We start from the raw sequence: 16,106 nt of genomic DNA on the forward strand, positions 1-16,106 counted from the left end.
GCCGGAGCCGGGCGCCGGAGTCAGGCGTCGGCGACGCTGATGTGCCGGACGATCTGCCAGCCCTGCGGTGCGGACAGCCGCTCGGCGTGAATGGCGCACAGGTCATACGAGTGCGGCTCGTGCTTCAGGCTCAGCGGTCCGAGCACGGCCATCGAGTCGGCGTAGACGTAGGTGAGCGTCTGCACGGCATCGCGAGGACACGCGACACGGGAACAGGGACGGCTCAACATCGGGCTCAGACTACCGGACGGCGGCCGACGTAGGATGGCGACATGCCCCGCAACCGCCGCACCAGCAGTCAGACCCCGGCGACCAGCCGCTGGCGGAGCAGGCACGGCCGTGGCGCGCGGGGTCCGGTGACCGGCCCGCACCTGCCGATGCTCCAGAACCGGATCGACTTCTTCGACATGACCGTCGCATCCACCGCCGACTACCTCAAGGGCGTCTGGCCGGAGGAGCTGGCGAACGTGCACTTCGAGGTCGCGGCGACTCCGATCGGCAACTCGGGCGCCGACGGCGTCGACCGCTGGCGCGTGGATGCGGCCCAGCGACGCATCGTGCTGTACCGAGTGCCCATCCAGCGCCTGACCAAGCTGCACCACGACGACGAGCTGCACCGCCGCATGTACATCGAGGGATGCGTCTTCCGCGCTGTCGCCGAGCTGCTCGGCAAGGACCCGTGGGACCTCGCCCCCGACCGCTACCGGCACTTCTGATCCGACACGCCTGATCCGCGAGGGAGGATCCGGCCCTCGCGTCAGTTCGGGTAGACCGTGATCGGTGCGGCGAGCGGACCGGGCGGAGTGAGCGCGAAGGTGCTCGCGCGACCGTCCGCGGCGAAGCTGATGCTGCCGCGCAGGCCGTCCGCGCCCGTGATGCGGTAGCTGTCCGGGGCGACGCGCAACAGAGCGCCTCCCTCCGCGGGGACCGTCAGCGTGGCGGGCTTGCTGCCGGGCGCGAGCCCCTGCACCGTCACCGTCTTATCGGCCTCGCCCGCGTTCGCGAAGTGGAAGGTGGCAGCGCCGTCCGTCGGGACGGTTGCGAGCAGATCCTTCTGGAGCGGCTGGGCCGACGAGAACCAGGTGAAGTCGCGCGTCCTGGTCCCGATGACCGAGGTGCGGACCGCGGCGACGACGGGGACGTTCGCGTTCACGGTGACCGTGTAGTTGCCGTCCTTGAGGTGGTCGAGCGGGACCTCGGCGACCGTTCCCGCCTTGACGGTGGTCGCGTACGAGTCGCCCGCTGCCGTGCCGGCCTCACCGACGGCGCCGATCGTGATCTGGGCGTCGGTGTCGCCGGGAACGAGGAGGCGGACGACCGGGTAGGTGAACCCGACGCCCTCCGCCGACTGCTCCGCCTGGACCGCCGCCATCGAGGCGATCGTGACCCCCGGGATGATCTGCTGGCGTGCCGGGGCACCGGTCGGCCCGGCGAGCTCGGCTCCGCGCGGCTGGATGCCCTGCTCGAAGCTCTGCTGGAGCGATGCGGCGACCTCGCCGCCAGTCGTCTGCACACGGACGACCGGTGCCGCGGCGGACGGCACGAGCCCGGCGAGCGGGACGACCTTCTGGGATCCGGCCGGGACCAGAATGCCGGCGGCGCCCGGTGCGCTGACGGGGCCGGTCTCGGTGTACAGCGTCAGGTCGACCGTCGCGTCGACCTCGCTCGCGTTCGAGAGCAGTACGAGGCTCGTCTGGCCGAGGGAGGTCGAGCCGGCCGCGAGCCAAGTGTCGGCGCTCGGCTCGGCGCACGCAGTGGCGGCCAGCCCGAAGAGGTCGTCCGCGGCGGCCGTCTGGGACTGGGCGGCGGCGAACAGCGGCGGCTTGGTGGCGCCCTGCGGAGTGGAGACGGTGGCCACCAGCGGCGACTCGTCCGACGAGGACGTGTCGGCGTCCGGCTTCAGGGTGCTCGTGCGTACCTCCGCGCCCTCGGCGCGGGAGGTGTAGGTCGGGGCGCCGACTGCGCTCGGACGGGTGGCCTCTCCCGCGTCGGCCGCCAGCTGGAGCAGCGGCCCGGGGCAGATGCGCTGCTGATCCGCCGGTACGGGGGTCACGACCTGAGCGGGTGCGCCGATCGCGAAGTCGGGCAGCGGGAGCAGGGTGGCTCCGGCGACGGCCACGACGGCGATGCCGACGCCCACCAGGCCGCCGACGGCGCGTGCACCGATGCGGGCGATGCCTCTGCGGTCAGCCACGGTCGCCCCCTTCGAAGCTGCGTCGTGGTCGGATGATGGTCTCCTCCAGTCCGTCTTCGAGCGTCGTCGGCGACGGAGGCGTCGTCACGCGCTCCGGCTCGCGCTCGAAGGGGCGATCGGTGTCGTCGAGGGCGGTGTCGACGGTCTCGTCCCGGCTCGATTCGCGCACGCCATCCGACGCGGACGACAGCTCCGGCTCGCTCTCCGCGACCGGCTCGCTCTCCGGGATCGGTTCGCTCTCCACAACCGGCTCACTCTCCACCGCCGGCTCACTCTCCACAGCCCGCTCACTCTCCACAGCCGGCTCGACGTCGGGAACGTCGTCCTCCTCGGCGGACTCCACGACGGCCTCGTCGTCCGGCTCCGCCTCGTACTCGTCGAGGCTCTCGTCCGCCACACCATCGGCGGCGGCCGGCGTCTCGGGCTCATCGTCGGGCTCCACCGCGGCCTCCTCACGGCGCCGGCGGTCGGGCCGGCGAGCCGACAGCTCGGAGATGCGGTCTGCGGATCGCGTGGTCGGAATGGCCATCAGCACGGTGAGACCGATGACGATGCCCTGTACGAGCAGCACGATGACGCGCCAGATGCCCCCGGCATTCGCGGGGATCTGGGCCGCGGCGGGGACATCGGATGTTCCGCGGTCGAAGGCCCAGAGCCGACCGGTGGAGGTGACGCCCACCGGCGCGAGCAGCGGGTTCGCATCCATGGCCACGGCCGCGCGCGTACGTGTGGCGTCGCCGGACGCGACATCCTGGCCCGGGAGGGCGGTCTGCGGGGGTGTCAGCAGCACGAAGTCGATGCCGAGGCGCTTCAGTTCCGCCGAAGCGTCGTATCCGCTGCGGGAGGAGAGGTTGCCCGCCAGCTGCGCCAGCGCGCGCTGGTCGGCCGTGAGCGTGCGCTGGGTGTCCGCGAGCGTCGACTGGTCGTCGAGCGTCTGACCGCTGCCCCGCACGATCTCGGCCCGGATGCCGCCCTCGCCCTGCGGGATGATGCGCAGCGTCCCGGTGCGCGGCTGCGTGGCCGCCTTGGCCGTGACGACGGCGGGCATCGTGCGGCCGTCGCTCTCGGCGACCTCGGCGTGGCCCGTGAGGCTGACGATCCCGACCGGCACGACGGCGATCGCCAGCGTCACGATGGCGACCCAGGCCGGATAGACGGCGGCCCGGCCGATGGCCGACAGAGCGAGGACGGCGGCGCCGATGAGCCCGAGCCAGTACAGGCTCACCGCGGTGCCCGGCCAGATCGGGACGACCGTGCCGCCGGAGACCGCGACCTGCACGTGGAGGGCGGCGACGGCCGTCAGGAAGCCCACGAGCGCGACCAGCAGGGCGACGATCGCCCGGACTGTGCCTCGGAGGAAGAGAGCGAGGATCGCCACCACGCCGAGCGGCGCCAGCAGGATCGGGACGATCAGGTTGGCCGACGCCGTCGGCAGCTGCAGAGCGGTGGCGAGCGCATGCCAGCCGCCGAGGGTGCCGTCCGGGAAGCCGAGCGCGAGCTGCCAGGCCGGCGTCTGCCGTGCGTCCAGCGGGACGCCCGGGTCCGCGAAGATCGAGAGCCAGGCTCCCCGCGCTCCCTGCTGCCAGACGAGCGGCGCGAACAGGACGAGGGCGGGCAGCGGGATGAACGCGATGCGCGCGGCGCGACGGCCGGCGAAGACGAGGGCGGCGATCCACGCGATGACGAGCGCCGGGATGAGGATCGGGGCGCACGCCGCCGTCGCTGCGGCGAGCAGGGCCGTGGTGGCGCTGGCCGCCCAGGACCGGCGGGCGGCGAGGCCGGCGAAGAACAGCCACGGCAGCAGGATGTGCGCGAGCACTGCCGACGGACGTCCGCCCTGCAGAGCCACCAGCAAGGTCGGTGCCAACGCATAGGCGAGCGCGGCGAACGCACGCAGCGTCGCACGGGTCGTCAGCCGCGCGGCCGCGAGCCAGGCGCCGAGCGCCGAGAGCGGCACGGCGAGGATCCAGAGCAGCACGAGCGACTGGGACGGCTGCCAGAACGTCAGCGTTCCCAGGACCGCGAGCACGGCGGAGAACGGGTCCGCGGCGCCGACGAAGCCGAGGCTCGTGTCGCGCCAGCCGTAGCCGAGGTCCGCCCAGAGCTGGCCGACCGACGAATCGAGCGGCAGGAGTCCGCCGCCGGAGAGCGCGCCGGAGCCGATGAGGGGGAAGAACAGGGCGACGCCGACGAGGAGCGCGGCGAGCACCGCCCAGCCGCCGCCGGTCCCGAAGAAGTCGAGGTCCTGCTTCTCTCCCTGCTGGCGGACCATCGCCGCTTCGCGTTTCAGCGCACGGGCGCGGCGCACCTCGGCGAACGGGATGCGCAACGGGGCGACTGCCGCCCAGCTCACCTCGCGGGCGGCCGCGAGCCGCCGCCGGGCGCTGCTCACGGCGAGGCCGGAGAACGCGACCCGGAACGCAGCGCCGAGCTCACCGCCGACCGAGCCCGGCTCCTTGCGCAGAAGCCGCAGGAGCCCGCGCAGGATGCCGAGCGGCACCAAGGTCAGCCAGTGCAGCGGGACGGCCCATCCGGGGGCGTACACCATCCGACGGTGCAGCTGCGCGCGGCGCCGCTCCCCCGACAGACGACGGCGCACCGTCCACTTCGACGAGAGGTTCGGCCCGGCGACGCCCTCCCCCGCGATGGCGACGCGCGCCTGAGCCACCAATGTGACGCGGAACCCGGCGAGGCGGGCCCGTGTGCAGAAGTCGAGACCGTCGTCGACAGTCGGCAGGGCGGGGTCGAAGCCCTCGAGCCGCTCCCAGAGCGCCTGACGGACGAGCATCCCCGCGCTCGAAACAGCCAAGACGTCGCTCAGGCCGTCGTGCTGAGCCTGGTCGAGCTCGTTCTCGACCAGGGGCACAGAGGCGCCGAACGGCGTCATCGCCTCACCGAACTCGCGGATCAGAGCGGGGTCGTCCCAATCCACCAGCTTCGGACCGACCACGGCGACCGAGGGAGACACCTCGAGCGCCGCGAGCAGCGCCTCCAGTGCCCCCGGTTCCGGCGCGGTGTCCTGCGCCAGCAGCCAGAGCAGCTGCTCCGGATCGGACGCGGGAGGCAGGACCCGCACGGCCGTCCCGACGGCAGCGCCGAACGCGAGCTTCTCGGGGACATTGAGCAGCTGGGTGGGCTGTGCTTCCGAGAGCAGACGAGCGGCGTCGTCGGAGGTCGCACAGTCGACGGCGATCACGGCGTCCGGTCGACGGGTCTGCTCCGCGAGGGCGTCGAGAGTGCGCTGCAGGCGGGGGCCGCCGCTGTGGGCGACGACGATGGCGGTGACTCTCGGATACATCGCCAGTCAGCCTAGGTCGGGCACGCGCCGATCCCGTCTTTGGGCCGGGCGCGGCGTGGTTTCAGCGAACGACTCAGCCGGCGCGCTTGCGGAGCTTGCGGCGCTCGCGCTCCGAGAGACCGCCCCAGATCCCGAACCGCTCGTCGTTGGCGAGAGCGTATTCCAGGCACTGCGACCGCACCTCGCACGAGGTGCAGATGCGCTTGGCGTCGCGGGTCGAGCCGCCCTTCTCGGGGAAGAACGCCTCCGGATCCGTTTGAGCGCACAGAGCGTCGGTCTGCCAGGCCAGCGGGTTGTCTTCTTCGACCTCCGCCGGTCGGACGCCCGGGACCCCGAGGCGGACCGGGTCGATGAACCAGTCGTCGGGTACCCCAGAACGATATTCAGGAACTGGCATATCGGTCTCCCCACCCATGAACTGCTGAAACACGAGATTCCCGCGTTGCCCTAATTACACCGTTGTCATTCGCTCACGTCAAGTCGCGAATCGTAAAGCCTTGACCGCAGGTCGAGAGTTCGCGACGCGCCGGAGAACGACAACAATCCCGACACGCCCGGTCGGCCGGGCCTGTCGGGAACGGTGTCAGGACGCCGCCTGGCGTGCTTCCCAGGCGCTGCGCACCATGTCCTCGAGCGAGTGACGCATCCTCCAGTCGAGATCGCGTGCTGCGAGCTCTCCCGATGCCACGATCCTCGCGGGATCCCCTGCGCGTCGAGGCCCCACTTCTGGGGTGAAGGCGATTCCGGTTACGTCGGCCACCGTCGACATGATCTGGCCGACGGAGACGCCGTCGCCGCTGCCCAGGTTGTAGACGGGCTCGATCGCCTCGCCGGCGTCGAGGCGCTTCGCGGCCGCGACGTGCGAGACCGCCAGGTCGGCGACATGGATGTAGTCGCGGACGCAGGTGCCGTCGGGGGTCGGGTAGTCGTTCCCGTTGATGCGGGGGGTGCGGCCGGCGACCAGGGCGTCGAAGACGAGCGGGAACAGGTTGTGCGGGCTGGTGTCGCGCAGCGCCGGATCGCCCGATCCGACCACATTGAAGTAGCGCAGTGAGGTGTGACGGAGGCCGGCGGCGACTCCCTGGTCGCGCAGCAGCCACTCGCCGATCAGCTTCGACTCGCCGTAGGGCGACTCGGGGTTCTTGAGCGTCGCCTCGGTGACGATGTCGACGTCCGGCGTGCCGTAGACCGCGGCGGACGAGCTGAACACGACGGCATCGACGCCCGCATCCTGCATCGCGGCGAGCAGCACCGCGGTGGCGGTCACGTTCTGCTCGTAGGTGTGCAGCGGCCGCTGAACGGACACACCGGCGTACTTGAAGCCGGCGACATGCACGACGCCGGAGACCGTGTTCTCGGCGAAGATGCGCGACAGCAGCTCGCCGTCGAGGATCGTGCCCCGGTAGAACGGCACATCCGCCGGCACGAACTCCTCGTGACCGCTCGACAGGTCGTCGACGACGACCACGTCCATCCCCTCATCGCGGAACGCCCGTACGACGTGCGCTCCGATGTAGCCTGCGCCTCCGGTCACCAACCACGCCACGTGCGGTCCTCCTTGTTCCTCATCCGGCCTTCGCCCACCCTATCGGCCGCGGAAACGGAGGCTTTCCCAGCCCGCCTCCCGCCGCTGTCCTCCCTTACCCGACCACCCCCCGGCGTGTCTAGCGCGACATCCTCCCTTTCAGCACGGCGGGAGATGCGAGTTCGCTCGTGCCGACTCGCGGAGAAATGGGAGGTGAATAGGGACGATAACCGCCTCAGCGTTTGGAAAGGGAGGAACTCGGCGCGATGGACGGGACGGAAGCCCTCCGTTTCGGACGGAGGCCGCCGAGGAGCTCAGACGAACGCCGCTTGGCCGGTGATCGCGCGGCCGACGATGAGCGTGTTCATCTCGCGCGTGCCCTCGTAGGAGTACAGGGCCTCCGCGTCGGCGAAGAAGCGGGCGACGTCGTAGTCGAGGACGATGCCGTTTCCGCCGAGGGCCTCGCGGCACCAGGCGACCGTCTCGCGCATCCGCGCCGTCGCGAAGGCCTTCGCCAGGGCCGAGTGCTCGTCGCGCTGCTCGCCGTCGTCGAGCATCTGCGAGACGCGGGTGCACAGGCCGATCGAGGCCGTGATGTTGCCGAGCGACTTGACCAGGAGGTCCTGGATGAGTTGGTGGGAGGCGATCGGCTTGCCGAACTGGACGCGCTCCTTCGTGTAGCGCAGGGCGGCCTCGTAGGCGCCGACCGCGACACCCACGGCCGCCCAGGCGACCTCGGCGCGGGTGAGGCGGAGTACGCGGGCGGTGTCCTTGAAGCTGTACGCGTTCTGCAGGCGGAGCGACTCGGGGACGACGACGTTCTCGAGGGTGATGTCGGCGTTCTGCACGATCCGGAGGGACTGCTTGCCCTCGATCTTCGTGGCCGTGTAGCCGGGGGTCGAGGTGGGGACGATGAAACCCTTGACCTGGCCGTCCTCCGCGCTCTTCGCCCAGATCACGGTGATGTCGCTGAACGTGGCATTCCCGATCCAGCGCTTGGAGCCGTTCAGCACCCAGTTGTCGCCGTCGCGGGTCGCAACGGTCTTGAGGCCCTGCGCCGAGTCCGAGCCCGAAGTCGGCTCGGTGAGACCGAAGGCGCCGAGCACCTCGCCGCTCGCCAGCTTCGGCAGCCACTCGGCGCGCTGCTCGTCCGAACCGCAGACGCCGATTGCCCCGAGGGCGAGACCGTTCTGCACGCCGACGTAGGTGCTCACCGAGGCGTCGACCCGAGCCAGCTCCAGTGCGACCCAGCCGCGGAACACGGCGGAGTTCTCGAACGGAGCGGTCTCCGGGAAGCCGAGTCCGATGGCGCCGTTCCTGTGCAGGACGTCGATGATCTGGTGCGGGAACTCCGCCTTCTCCCAGTACTCGTTGACGATCGGCTTCACCTCGGACTCCAGCTGCGAGCGCAGCGTGGTGATGAAGTCCTTCTCGCGATCGGAGAGGAGGTTCTCGAAGCCGTAGAAGTCGCCGGCGATGGTCTCGAAGGGCATGTCTGCTCCATTGCGTCCACAGGGATGGTCGGGCCGCCGTCAGCCTAAGGAACGCGCACGGCGCGGACAAAGCGATTGGTAGTTTGGTCCAACGGAACGAAAGGGATGGCGACGGATGTTTGTGCGCATCGGCAACACCCCGCGCGACTACGCGTGGGGCTCCACGACCGCGATCGCGGGCCTCCTCGGCACGGAGCCGAGCGGCGGACCGGAGGCGGAGCTGTGGCTCGGTGCGCATCCCGGCTCCCCCGCCCGCGTGCTCGACCCGGCCCTGGCCGGCGGCGCGGCCGACCTCGCCGCCTGGGAGCGCACGAGCGACCTCCCGTACCTGCTGAAGGTGCTGGCCGCTGCAGGGCCGCTGTCCCTGCAGGCGCATCCCTCCCCGGAGCAGGCCCGCGCCGGCTTCGAGCGCGAGAACGCGGCAGGGCTCGCACCCGACTCTCCTGAGCGCAACTACAAGGACCCGTTCCACAAGCCGGAGCTCATCTTCGCCCTCAGCGATCCCTTCGAGGCGCTGTGCGGGTTCCGCGACCCGGAGGAGTCGCGCCGGGCCTTGGAGCGTCTCGCGGCCGCCACCCCCGGCGGTGCCGTGCTCAGCGGATTCGCCCGCACCCTCGTCGGCGAGCCCGGCGCTGTGCTGCGGCGTGCGACAGAGTGGCTTCTCGGGGAGGACCCGGAGGTCGACCTGCTCGTCGCGGAGGTGGTCCGTGCGGCGCGCGCCCTGCCGGACGACCGCGACGCCGACACGGTCCGCATGCTCGACGAGGCCTTCCCCGGCGACCCCGGGATCGTCCTCGCCCTTCTACTGAACCGCGCCACTCTGCGCCCCGGCCAGGTGCTCTATCTGCCCGCGGGGAACATCCACGCGTACCTCCGCGGTCTCGGCATCGAGCTGATGGCGGCCTCCGACAACGTGCTCCGCGGCGGACTGACCCGCAAGCGCATCGATGTGCCCGAGCTGGTGAGCGTGCTCGACTTCACACCGATCGAGGCCACCCCGCTCGCCCCGGAGCACCCGGCCGCCGGCGTGGAGACCTTCCGGCCGGATGTGCCCGACTTCGCCCTGGAGCACATCGTGGTTGAGGACGGCGGACAGATCACGGTCCGCCTCCCCGGCACCGCCATCGCCCTCGTCACCGACGGAGAGGTGAAGCTGAGCGGCGCGAACGACACGGTGACGCTCACCCGAGGCGAGTCGGCTGTCGTCGTCGATGAGACCGAGCTCACGGTCAGCGGCCACGGCACGGTGTTCGTCGCGCACCCGAACTCCTGATCCGCCGACGGGATCGCGTAGCGCGGTCGGCTATCCTTCCCAGGTGACATCGCCCCGCGCCACGCTCCCCGCCCGCATCGCCGTCGCCCGCACCGCGACCGGCACGGCGGAGAACGCGTTCGCCGCGCTCGTGCTGTTCACCCTGTTCGCCGGCGACTTCTGGCGCAACACGATCAGCTGGCCGGGGTACTTCGTCCTCGCCGGAGTGCTCGCCATCGGCAGCGCGGTGCTCATCGTGCGGTCGCGGCCGCGCTTCCACTGGCGGACCACGCCGAAGACGCTCGTCCTGTTCCTGGTGCTGGCGATCGCATCCATCGCGTGGTCGGCGTATCCGGGGGCGAGCGCGCTCGGCGTCGTCTCGACGCTCGTCACGACGCTCGCCGGCGTCTTCCTCGGCGTGCGACTGGGCTGGCCGGGCCTGCTCAGCGCCCTCGGCAACGCGTTCCGCTGGATCCTGGGCCTCTCGCTGGTCTTCGAACTCGTCGTCGCCCTCTTCGTGCGGCAGCCGGTGCTCCCTCTGACACCGGTGTACGCGGTGCCGGAGGGGAAGCTCCCCCAGGCGTTCTACTGGAGCCGCGACCTGCTGTTCCACGGCGGCCCGATCCAGGGCATCGTCGGCAACAGCAACCTGCTGGCCATGATCGCGCTGCTGGCGATCGTGGTCTTCGCCGTCCAGGTGGCGGACCGGACCACGCGACACGGCTCGGCGCTGGGCTGGCTGATCGTGGCGGTGCTGACCCTCGCGCTCACCCGCTCTGCGACGGTCATCGCCGCCGCGCTCGTCACCGCCGTCGTGCTGGCGTTCGCGCTGTGGGCCCGCCGCGCCGGCGCTGAGCGGCGCGCTCCCGTCTACCTGGTGGCGATCGTCGTGGTGGCGGCCGTGATCGTGGGCGTCTCGCTGTTCTCCTCGCGCATCCCCGCTCTGTTCGGCAAGAGCGAGGACCTCACCGGGCGCCTCGACATCTGGGCGGCTGTCACGCACCTCGCGCAGGAACGCCCCGCCTTCGGCTGGGGATGGGTCAGCTACTGGGCACCGTGGGTGAAGCCCTTCGACGGCCTCGCCACCCGCAACGGCGTCGAATACCTGCAGGCGCACAACGCGTGGCTCGACGTGTGGTTGCAACTCGGGATCGTCGGCCTCGTCGTCTTCATCCTGCTCGTGCTCACGACGTTCGGCCGCGCCTGGTTCCTCGCCGTCGACCGCCCCCGCTCCACGATCGTCGACGACCAGCCGTACCGCGCGGTCACCCTGCTCCCGCTGCTGCTGCTCGGCGCCCTGATCGCTCAGAGCTTCGCCGAGAGCCGCATCCTGATCGAAGGCGGCTGGGCGCTCCTCGTGGCGCTGTCGGTGGCCACCAAGCGATCCGCGAACGCGACGGCCCCGTAGTCTGTGAGCATGGCAACGCCCCGTCGAACCCTGGTGCCGCCCGCGGTCATCGAGTTCCTCGGTTCCGCCCGTTTCACTTCGACGCTCGCCCTGCTGGCGGTCATCACCGGGTTCTCGACGCACGCCATCCGCGGGCTGATCGGCTGGCCGGGGCTGATCGGCGCCCTCGCCGTGCTGGTGGTCCTCGCGGCCCTCTCGTTCGCGGCGCAGTGGCGGCTGATCGAGTGGCACGGCCTGCTGCCCATCTCGGCGCTGCTGTTCGTCGGATGGTGTGCGGCCTCCATCCTGTGGAGCCAGTACCAATGGGCGACGCTCACCGGGGTGGTGTACCAGCTGATTTTCGCCTTCATCGCCGTGTACATCGCGCTGGTGCGCGACGCCATCCAGATCGTCCGCGTCGTCGGCGACGCCCTGCGGTTCCTGCTCACCCTGTCGCTGGCCCTGGAGGTGCTGAGCGGACTGCTGCTGGATGCGCCGATCCGCTTCCTCGGGATCCAGGGCAACATCGGCCTCGGCGGTCCGATCCAGGGGCTGTTCGGCACCCGCAACCAGCTCAGCATCGTCGCCCTGATCGCGTTCGTGACGTTCCTCGTCGAGCTCCGCACCCGATCGGTGCGGCCGCCCGTCGCGGCGTACTCCATCACGCTCGCCGGCCTCTGCATCCTGCTCGCCCACTCCCCCGTCATCGCGGCGGTCTCGGTGGTCGTCGGACTCGCCACCCTCGCCCTCTACCTGCTGCGGAAGGCCCCGGCGAACCAGCGCCCGTACTTCCAGTGGGGACTCGCCATCCTCACCGTCGCAGCGCTCGTGACCGCCTACATCTACCGCACGCGCGTGATCGACCTGCTCAACGCGCGCTCCGACTTCCAGGTGCGCTACCAACTGTGGATCCAGATCTGGCAGCTGATCCCGGTGCAGCAGACGGTCGGGTGGGGATGGATCGGCGCCTGGCCGACGGACCTCTACCCGTTCACGGCCATCCAGGCGAACACCGGGGTCTATCACTCGGACGGATTGAACGCGTACCTCGACGTGTACCTCCAGGTCGGCGTGATCGGCCTGCTGCTCTTCGTCGCCCTGATCGCGCTGGCGTTCAGCCGCTCCTGGCTGCTGGCCTCCAACCGCCGCAGCGTCGTCTACGCCTGGGCCCCGCTCGTGCTCGTCGCGCTGCTGGTCACGAGCGTGTTCGAGAGCTCGATCCTGGTGGAGTCCGGCTGGATGGTGCTCGTCATCTGCACCGTGAAGGCGTCGCAGGGCATGAGCTGGCGGCTCCGGCTGCCGCACCGCGACGCGAGCTGAGCCGGCAGGGCGTGCGCGACTTCGACTCGAGGGTTAGGCCGCGGGAGGCGCGCCCGCGTCCGAGGCGCGGCCGTCGTCGGCGCCGAGCCGGCGCTCGAGCTCTTTGACGCGCAACTGCAGCAGCACCGTCTGCTCGGCGAGCGACCGGGTCTTGTCCTCGAGGGTGGTGAGCTCGGCGCTCGCCTGGATGCAGACCAGGAACAGCACCGCGATGCTGACGAAGAACACGAGGTTGGTGCCGACGCCGACACCGAGGAGTTCGGCCGTCCAGTTCAAGATGCCCGGGAAGATGCCGATGATGAGCGCCAGCGTGCCGGCGAGCAGCCACCAGATGGCGTGCCGTTCGCGCATGCGCTTGCGGCGCATCATCTCGATGACGACACCCAGGGTGAGCAGTGCGGCGAGGATGCCGAGGATGTAGGCGGTGAGACTCACGACGCGTTCAGCTGCCTCTCGGCGGGGGCGATCGGGCGGAACAGGGCGAAACCGAGAGCGAGGAAGGCGCGGCCGAGGTAGGTCGCGGCCTTGACCGGGTTGTGCGACGGGACGCCCGCGGCACGCGGCCGCATGATCACCGGCACCTGCACGATGCGGCAGCCGGCGCGGGCCGCGATCACGAGCGCCTCGATGGTGTCGCCGAGGTACTCCGCGGGGTAGTTGCGGGCGAACAGGGCGACGGCGCGCGGACCGCTCGCCTTGAATCCGGAGGTGGTGTCACTGAGCGTGGTGCCGGCCGTGCGGCTCAGGGTACGCGACAGCATCCGCATCGCCCACTTGCGCGGACCGCGGACGGTGTAGTCGCCGGCTCCGGCGAAGCGGGCGCCGATCGCCAGGTCCGCGTTCTCGAGCGCCGCCAGCAGGGCGGGCACGTTGCCCGGGTCGTGCTGGCCGTCCGCGTCGATCTGGATGACGTTGCTGAAGCCGTGCTCCAGCGCGTACTTGAAGCCGAAGCGCATTGCGCCGCCGACGCCCATGTTGAAGGGAAGCCGGGCGACCTCGGCGCCCGCCTCGGCCGCGACGACGCTGGTGGTGTCCGCCGACCCGTCATCGACGACAAGCACGCTCACGCCGGGCAGCTTCTCGGCGATCTCGTGGACGACGGCGCCGACGGAGGCCTCCTCGTTGAAGGCGGGCACGACGATCAGCGTCTGTGCGAGCGAGGTGGGCATGATCAGGGATTCTAGCAGTCGGGGGTGTCCGGAAGCGCCGAAGGCGGCGCCGTCACCACCCGCGGAAGACGTGCGTGAGGAGCGAACGGATGCCGGCGCCGTCCCGTGTGGAGAGCGCCGCCGGGAGCCGGGTGGCGGCATTCAGCCGGCTGGAGACGTGCGCGGAAGCCACCCGCGCTGCGCTCCGCCAGCCGCGTGCGCGAAGCCGTCGCTTGACGTCGAGGAAGAAAGCGCGCTCCTCGTCGAACCGGGTGCCGTCCTGCGCCGTCCACGACGAGACGCTGCCCTCGTGCCGGCGGTAGCAGAAGGTGTGCTCGGGGAGAAGGACGAGGTCGCCGCCGTCGAGCACGATGTCGAGCTGCAGCGCGAGGTCGAGCACGACGTCGAAGGACGCGTCGAAACCGTACTCGCGCACGGTGTCGGTCCGCCAGCAGATCGACGGGAAGTACGTCCAGTTGCCGCGCAGGAGGCTCACGGCGAGCCGCTGCCCGGTCAGGACGGTCGCCTCGCGCCGACGCGGCCGGTACCAGGACTTGACGCGGTCGGCGAGCGGCATCGCGGGCGCTCCATCGTCGTCGATCACCGTCACGCCGGGCTGGAGGTAGGCGGCCCCGGGATGCGTTTCGATGGCCGCGAGCATCGAAGCCACGTACCCGGGCTCCATCAGGTCGTCGCACCCCATCAGCACGAAGTAGTCGGCGCTGACGAGCCGGACGCACTTGGAGAAGTTGCCGTTGACCCCGAGGTTCACCTCGTTCCGGACGTACTCCACGCGGGGATCGCCGAGCGACGCGACCCATTCGCCTGGCGCGGTGTCGGGATACACGTCGTCGACGACGACCAGGCGCCACCGCGGGTCGGTCTGCGCCAGGACGCTCTCCACGGCGGCACGGAACAGGCCCGGGTCACCGTAGAACGGCATCATGATGTCGATCGTCACTGCGTAATGGCTTTCGTCGTAGGGTAAGCGTGCCGCGCGCCGCGGTCGACCTCCATCCTTTCATGTGCTCAGGGGAGCCACCCATCACCGCTTTCGAACCGCTGAACGAACCCATTCCCGATCCCGAGGCGCCGGGGGCCCCTCGGTCTGCACGGTCGTCGGTCGCGCTGATCCTCGCCGCGACCGCGATCTCGGGGGTGGCGGGCTACGTGGTGACCTGGCGCGTCTACACCGGGGCGGGCGCCGCGGGCTACGGGGTCTTCTCGGTCTTCTGGTCCGCGCTCTTCCTCGTGGTGGGCGTGCTGTTCGGGCTCCAGCAGGAGGCGACGCGGGCGACGGCGCACACGGAGAGGGAGCGCGCCGCGAACACAGAGCGGCATGCCACCGCATCCACCGTTCACACGCCCTCGACGTCACTCTGGATCTTCGCCGCTGCGGCCGCGCTGCTGGTGGGTCTGCTGGTGCTCGCGACGAGCCCGCTCTGGGCGGTTCCGAGCCTGGGCGCCCAGAATGCCGGGCTGGCCTGGTTCGTGGCGGCAGGGGCTGCCCTGAACTGCGTCGTCGCGGCGGCGTCCGGCGTCATGGCGGGGAGCGGGATGTGGCGCCAGCTGGCTGCGACGGTCGCGCTGGACGGCATCCTCCGGGTGGTCGGCGTGACCGCGGTCCTGAGCGTGACGCACGACATCGTGCCGCTCGCGATCGCGGTGATCGCGCCCTTCCCGCTCTCCCTCGCGATCGTCTTCCTCAGCGCGCCGCGAGCCCTCGTCGCGAACGCCCGCGTGGCGATCACCGCTCGTGAGCTAGTCGTCAACACGGGCCGGACGATGCTCGCCGCGTCGGCGACGGCCGTCCTGATCAACGGCTTCCCGCTCGTCCTCTCGTTCTTCGCCGGGCCGGACAACCATGCGGAGCTCGGGTCGCTCGTGCTCGCCGTCACGCTCACGCGGGCGCCGATCCTGGTGCCGCTCACCGCGCTGTCGAGCTTCCTGGTGAGCCGCTTCTCGCACCACCCGGAGCGCACGGGCCGGACGGTGGCCTCCCTCCTGCTGCTGATCGCCGCTGTCATCGCCGTGCTGTGTGCGGCGGCGTGGCTGTGGGGCGAGCCCGTGATGCGCTTCGTCTTCGGCCCGCAGTTCGACCTCGATGCCGGCGTGCTGGCCGCCCTGATCGCCTCGTCGGGCCTCATCGGAGGACTTTTCGTGAGCGGCTCGGCGGTTCTCGCGCGCAACCTGCACGGGCTCTATGCCGGGGGCTGGGTGGCGGCGTCGCTCGTCACGCTGGCGCTGCTGTTCCTCCCGCTCCCTCTTCCGCAGCGCGCAGCACTGGCCTTGGCCGCCGGCCCGGCGGTGGGGCTCGTCACGCATCTCGTTGCGCTGCGGATGCTGGGCGGATCGCGGTCGACCGCGCTGGCCTGAGAACCGCGCGCGACCCACGTCGGCGTCACGCCGCCGCAAGACCGCTAGACGTGCATCCCGGCCGATCATGACGCGATCTCAGGTGTGAATCCCCTATGGTGTTGATGTGCAAC

Annotated in this window: 14 protein-coding genes; 5 read left to right on the forward strand and 9 right to left on the reverse strand. The window is 70.8% G+C overall.

The window, feature by feature from the left end:
- Positions 1 to 20: 20 nt before the first annotated feature.
- A complete protein-coding gene (locus ACF1AJ_RS08555) occupies positions 21 to 230 on the reverse strand; it encodes a DUF3499 family protein (RefSeq protein WP_391506944.1) in 210 nt (69 codons plus the stop codon).
- A gap of 42 nt (positions 231 to 272) precedes the next feature.
- Between ACF1AJ_RS08555 and ACF1AJ_RS08560 the strand changes: the two genes are divergently transcribed.
- Positions 273 to 716: a metallopeptidase family protein gene (locus ACF1AJ_RS08560; protein WP_391506945.1), complete on the forward strand. Its 444-nt coding sequence runs from the start codon at positions 273 to 275 to the stop codon at positions 714 to 716.
- Between the two features lie 41 nt (positions 717 to 757).
- Here ACF1AJ_RS08560 and ACF1AJ_RS08565 read toward each other — a convergent pair whose 3' ends face one another.
- From ACF1AJ_RS08565 to ACF1AJ_RS08585, 5 genes are all read right to left on the reverse strand, one after another.
- Positions 758 to 2,194 (reverse strand): DUF5719 family protein, encoded by a 1,437-nt coding sequence (locus ACF1AJ_RS08565; protein ID WP_391506946.1) that lies wholly within the window; start codon positions 2,192 to 2,194, stop codon positions 758 to 760.
- Positions 2,187 to 5,492, reverse strand: a complete 3,306-nt coding sequence (locus tag ACF1AJ_RS08570; protein ID WP_391506947.1) for a glycosyltransferase — start codon at positions 5,490 to 5,492, stop codon at positions 2,187 to 2,189. The genes ACF1AJ_RS08565 and ACF1AJ_RS08570 overlap by 8 nt, the downstream gene beginning before the upstream one ends.
- 73 nt (positions 5,493 to 5,565) lie before the next feature.
- Positions 5,566 to 5,889, reverse strand: coding sequence for a WhiB family transcriptional regulator (locus ACF1AJ_RS08575; protein WP_018190075.1), 324 nt, complete (start codon positions 5,887 to 5,889; stop codon positions 5,566 to 5,568).
- A gap of 186 nt (positions 5,890 to 6,075) precedes the next feature.
- The gene (galE, locus tag ACF1AJ_RS08580) at positions 6,076 to 7,038 is read right to left on the reverse strand and encodes a UDP-glucose 4-epimerase GalE (protein ID WP_391506948.1); all 963 of its coding nucleotides are present in this window, start codon (positions 7,036 to 7,038) and stop codon (positions 6,076 to 6,078) included.
- Between the two features lie 293 nt (positions 7,039 to 7,331).
- A complete protein-coding gene (locus ACF1AJ_RS08585) occupies positions 7,332 to 8,510 on the reverse strand; it encodes an acyl-CoA dehydrogenase family protein (protein ID WP_391506949.1) in 1,179 nt (392 codons plus the stop codon).
- Between the two features lie 115 nt (positions 8,511 to 8,625).
- On the opposite strand from ACF1AJ_RS08585, the gene manA reads away from it, so the two are divergent.
- From manA to ACF1AJ_RS08600, 3 genes are read left to right on the forward strand one after another with little or no spacing between them, the layout of a single operon-like run.
- The gene (manA, locus tag ACF1AJ_RS08590; RefSeq protein WP_391506950.1) at positions 8,626 to 9,783 is read left to right on the forward strand and encodes a mannose-6-phosphate isomerase, class I; all 1,158 of its coding nucleotides are present in this window, start codon (positions 8,626 to 8,628) and stop codon (positions 9,781 to 9,783) included.
- Positions 9,784 to 9,826: 43 nt separating this feature from the next.
- Positions 9,827 to 11,170 (forward strand): O-antigen ligase family protein, encoded by a 1,344-nt coding sequence (locus ACF1AJ_RS08595; RefSeq protein ID WP_391506951.1) that lies wholly within the window; start codon positions 9,827 to 9,829, stop codon positions 11,168 to 11,170.
- A 9-nt stretch (positions 11,171 to 11,179) separates the two neighbouring features.
- On the forward strand, positions 11,180 to 12,469 hold the full coding sequence (locus tag ACF1AJ_RS08600; protein WP_309857193.1) for an exopolysaccharide production protein: 1,290 nt from the start codon (positions 11,180 to 11,182) through the stop codon (positions 12,467 to 12,469).
- Between the two features lie 33 nt (positions 12,470 to 12,502).
- Here the strand turns inward: ACF1AJ_RS08600 and ACF1AJ_RS08605 are convergent, their stop codons facing one another.
- From ACF1AJ_RS08605 to ACF1AJ_RS08615, 3 genes are read right to left on the reverse strand one after another with little or no spacing between them, the layout of a single operon-like run.
- Positions 12,503 to 12,904, reverse strand: coding sequence for a DUF2304 domain-containing protein (locus tag ACF1AJ_RS08605; protein ID WP_391506952.1), 402 nt, complete (start codon positions 12,902 to 12,904; stop codon positions 12,503 to 12,505).
- On the reverse strand, positions 12,901 to 13,638 hold the full coding sequence (locus tag ACF1AJ_RS08610; protein ID WP_391506953.1) for a glycosyltransferase family 2 protein: 738 nt from the start codon (positions 13,636 to 13,638) through the stop codon (positions 12,901 to 12,903). The genes ACF1AJ_RS08605 and ACF1AJ_RS08610 overlap by 4 nt, the downstream gene beginning before the upstream one ends.
- A 52-nt stretch (positions 13,639 to 13,690) precedes the next feature.
- Positions 13,691 to 14,578 carry a glycosyltransferase family 2 protein gene (locus ACF1AJ_RS08615; RefSeq protein WP_391506954.1) on the reverse strand — a complete coding sequence of 296 codons (888 nt, stop codon included), beginning with the start codon at positions 14,576 to 14,578 and terminating at the stop codon, positions 13,691 to 13,693.
- 29 nt (positions 14,579 to 14,607) lie between these two features.
- Between ACF1AJ_RS08615 and ACF1AJ_RS08620 the strand changes: the two genes are divergently transcribed.
- Positions 14,608 to 15,993, forward strand: coding sequence for a lipopolysaccharide biosynthesis protein (locus ACF1AJ_RS08620; RefSeq protein WP_391506955.1), 1,386 nt, complete (start codon positions 14,608 to 14,610; stop codon positions 15,991 to 15,993).
- Positions 15,994 to 16,106: the final 113 nt, after the last annotated feature.

Origin of the sequence: Leifsonia sp. NPDC014704 (genome assembly GCF_043083605.1) — a bacterium.
Classification (GTDB): domain Bacteria; phylum Actinomycetota; class Actinomycetes; order Actinomycetales; family Microbacteriaceae; genus Leifsonia.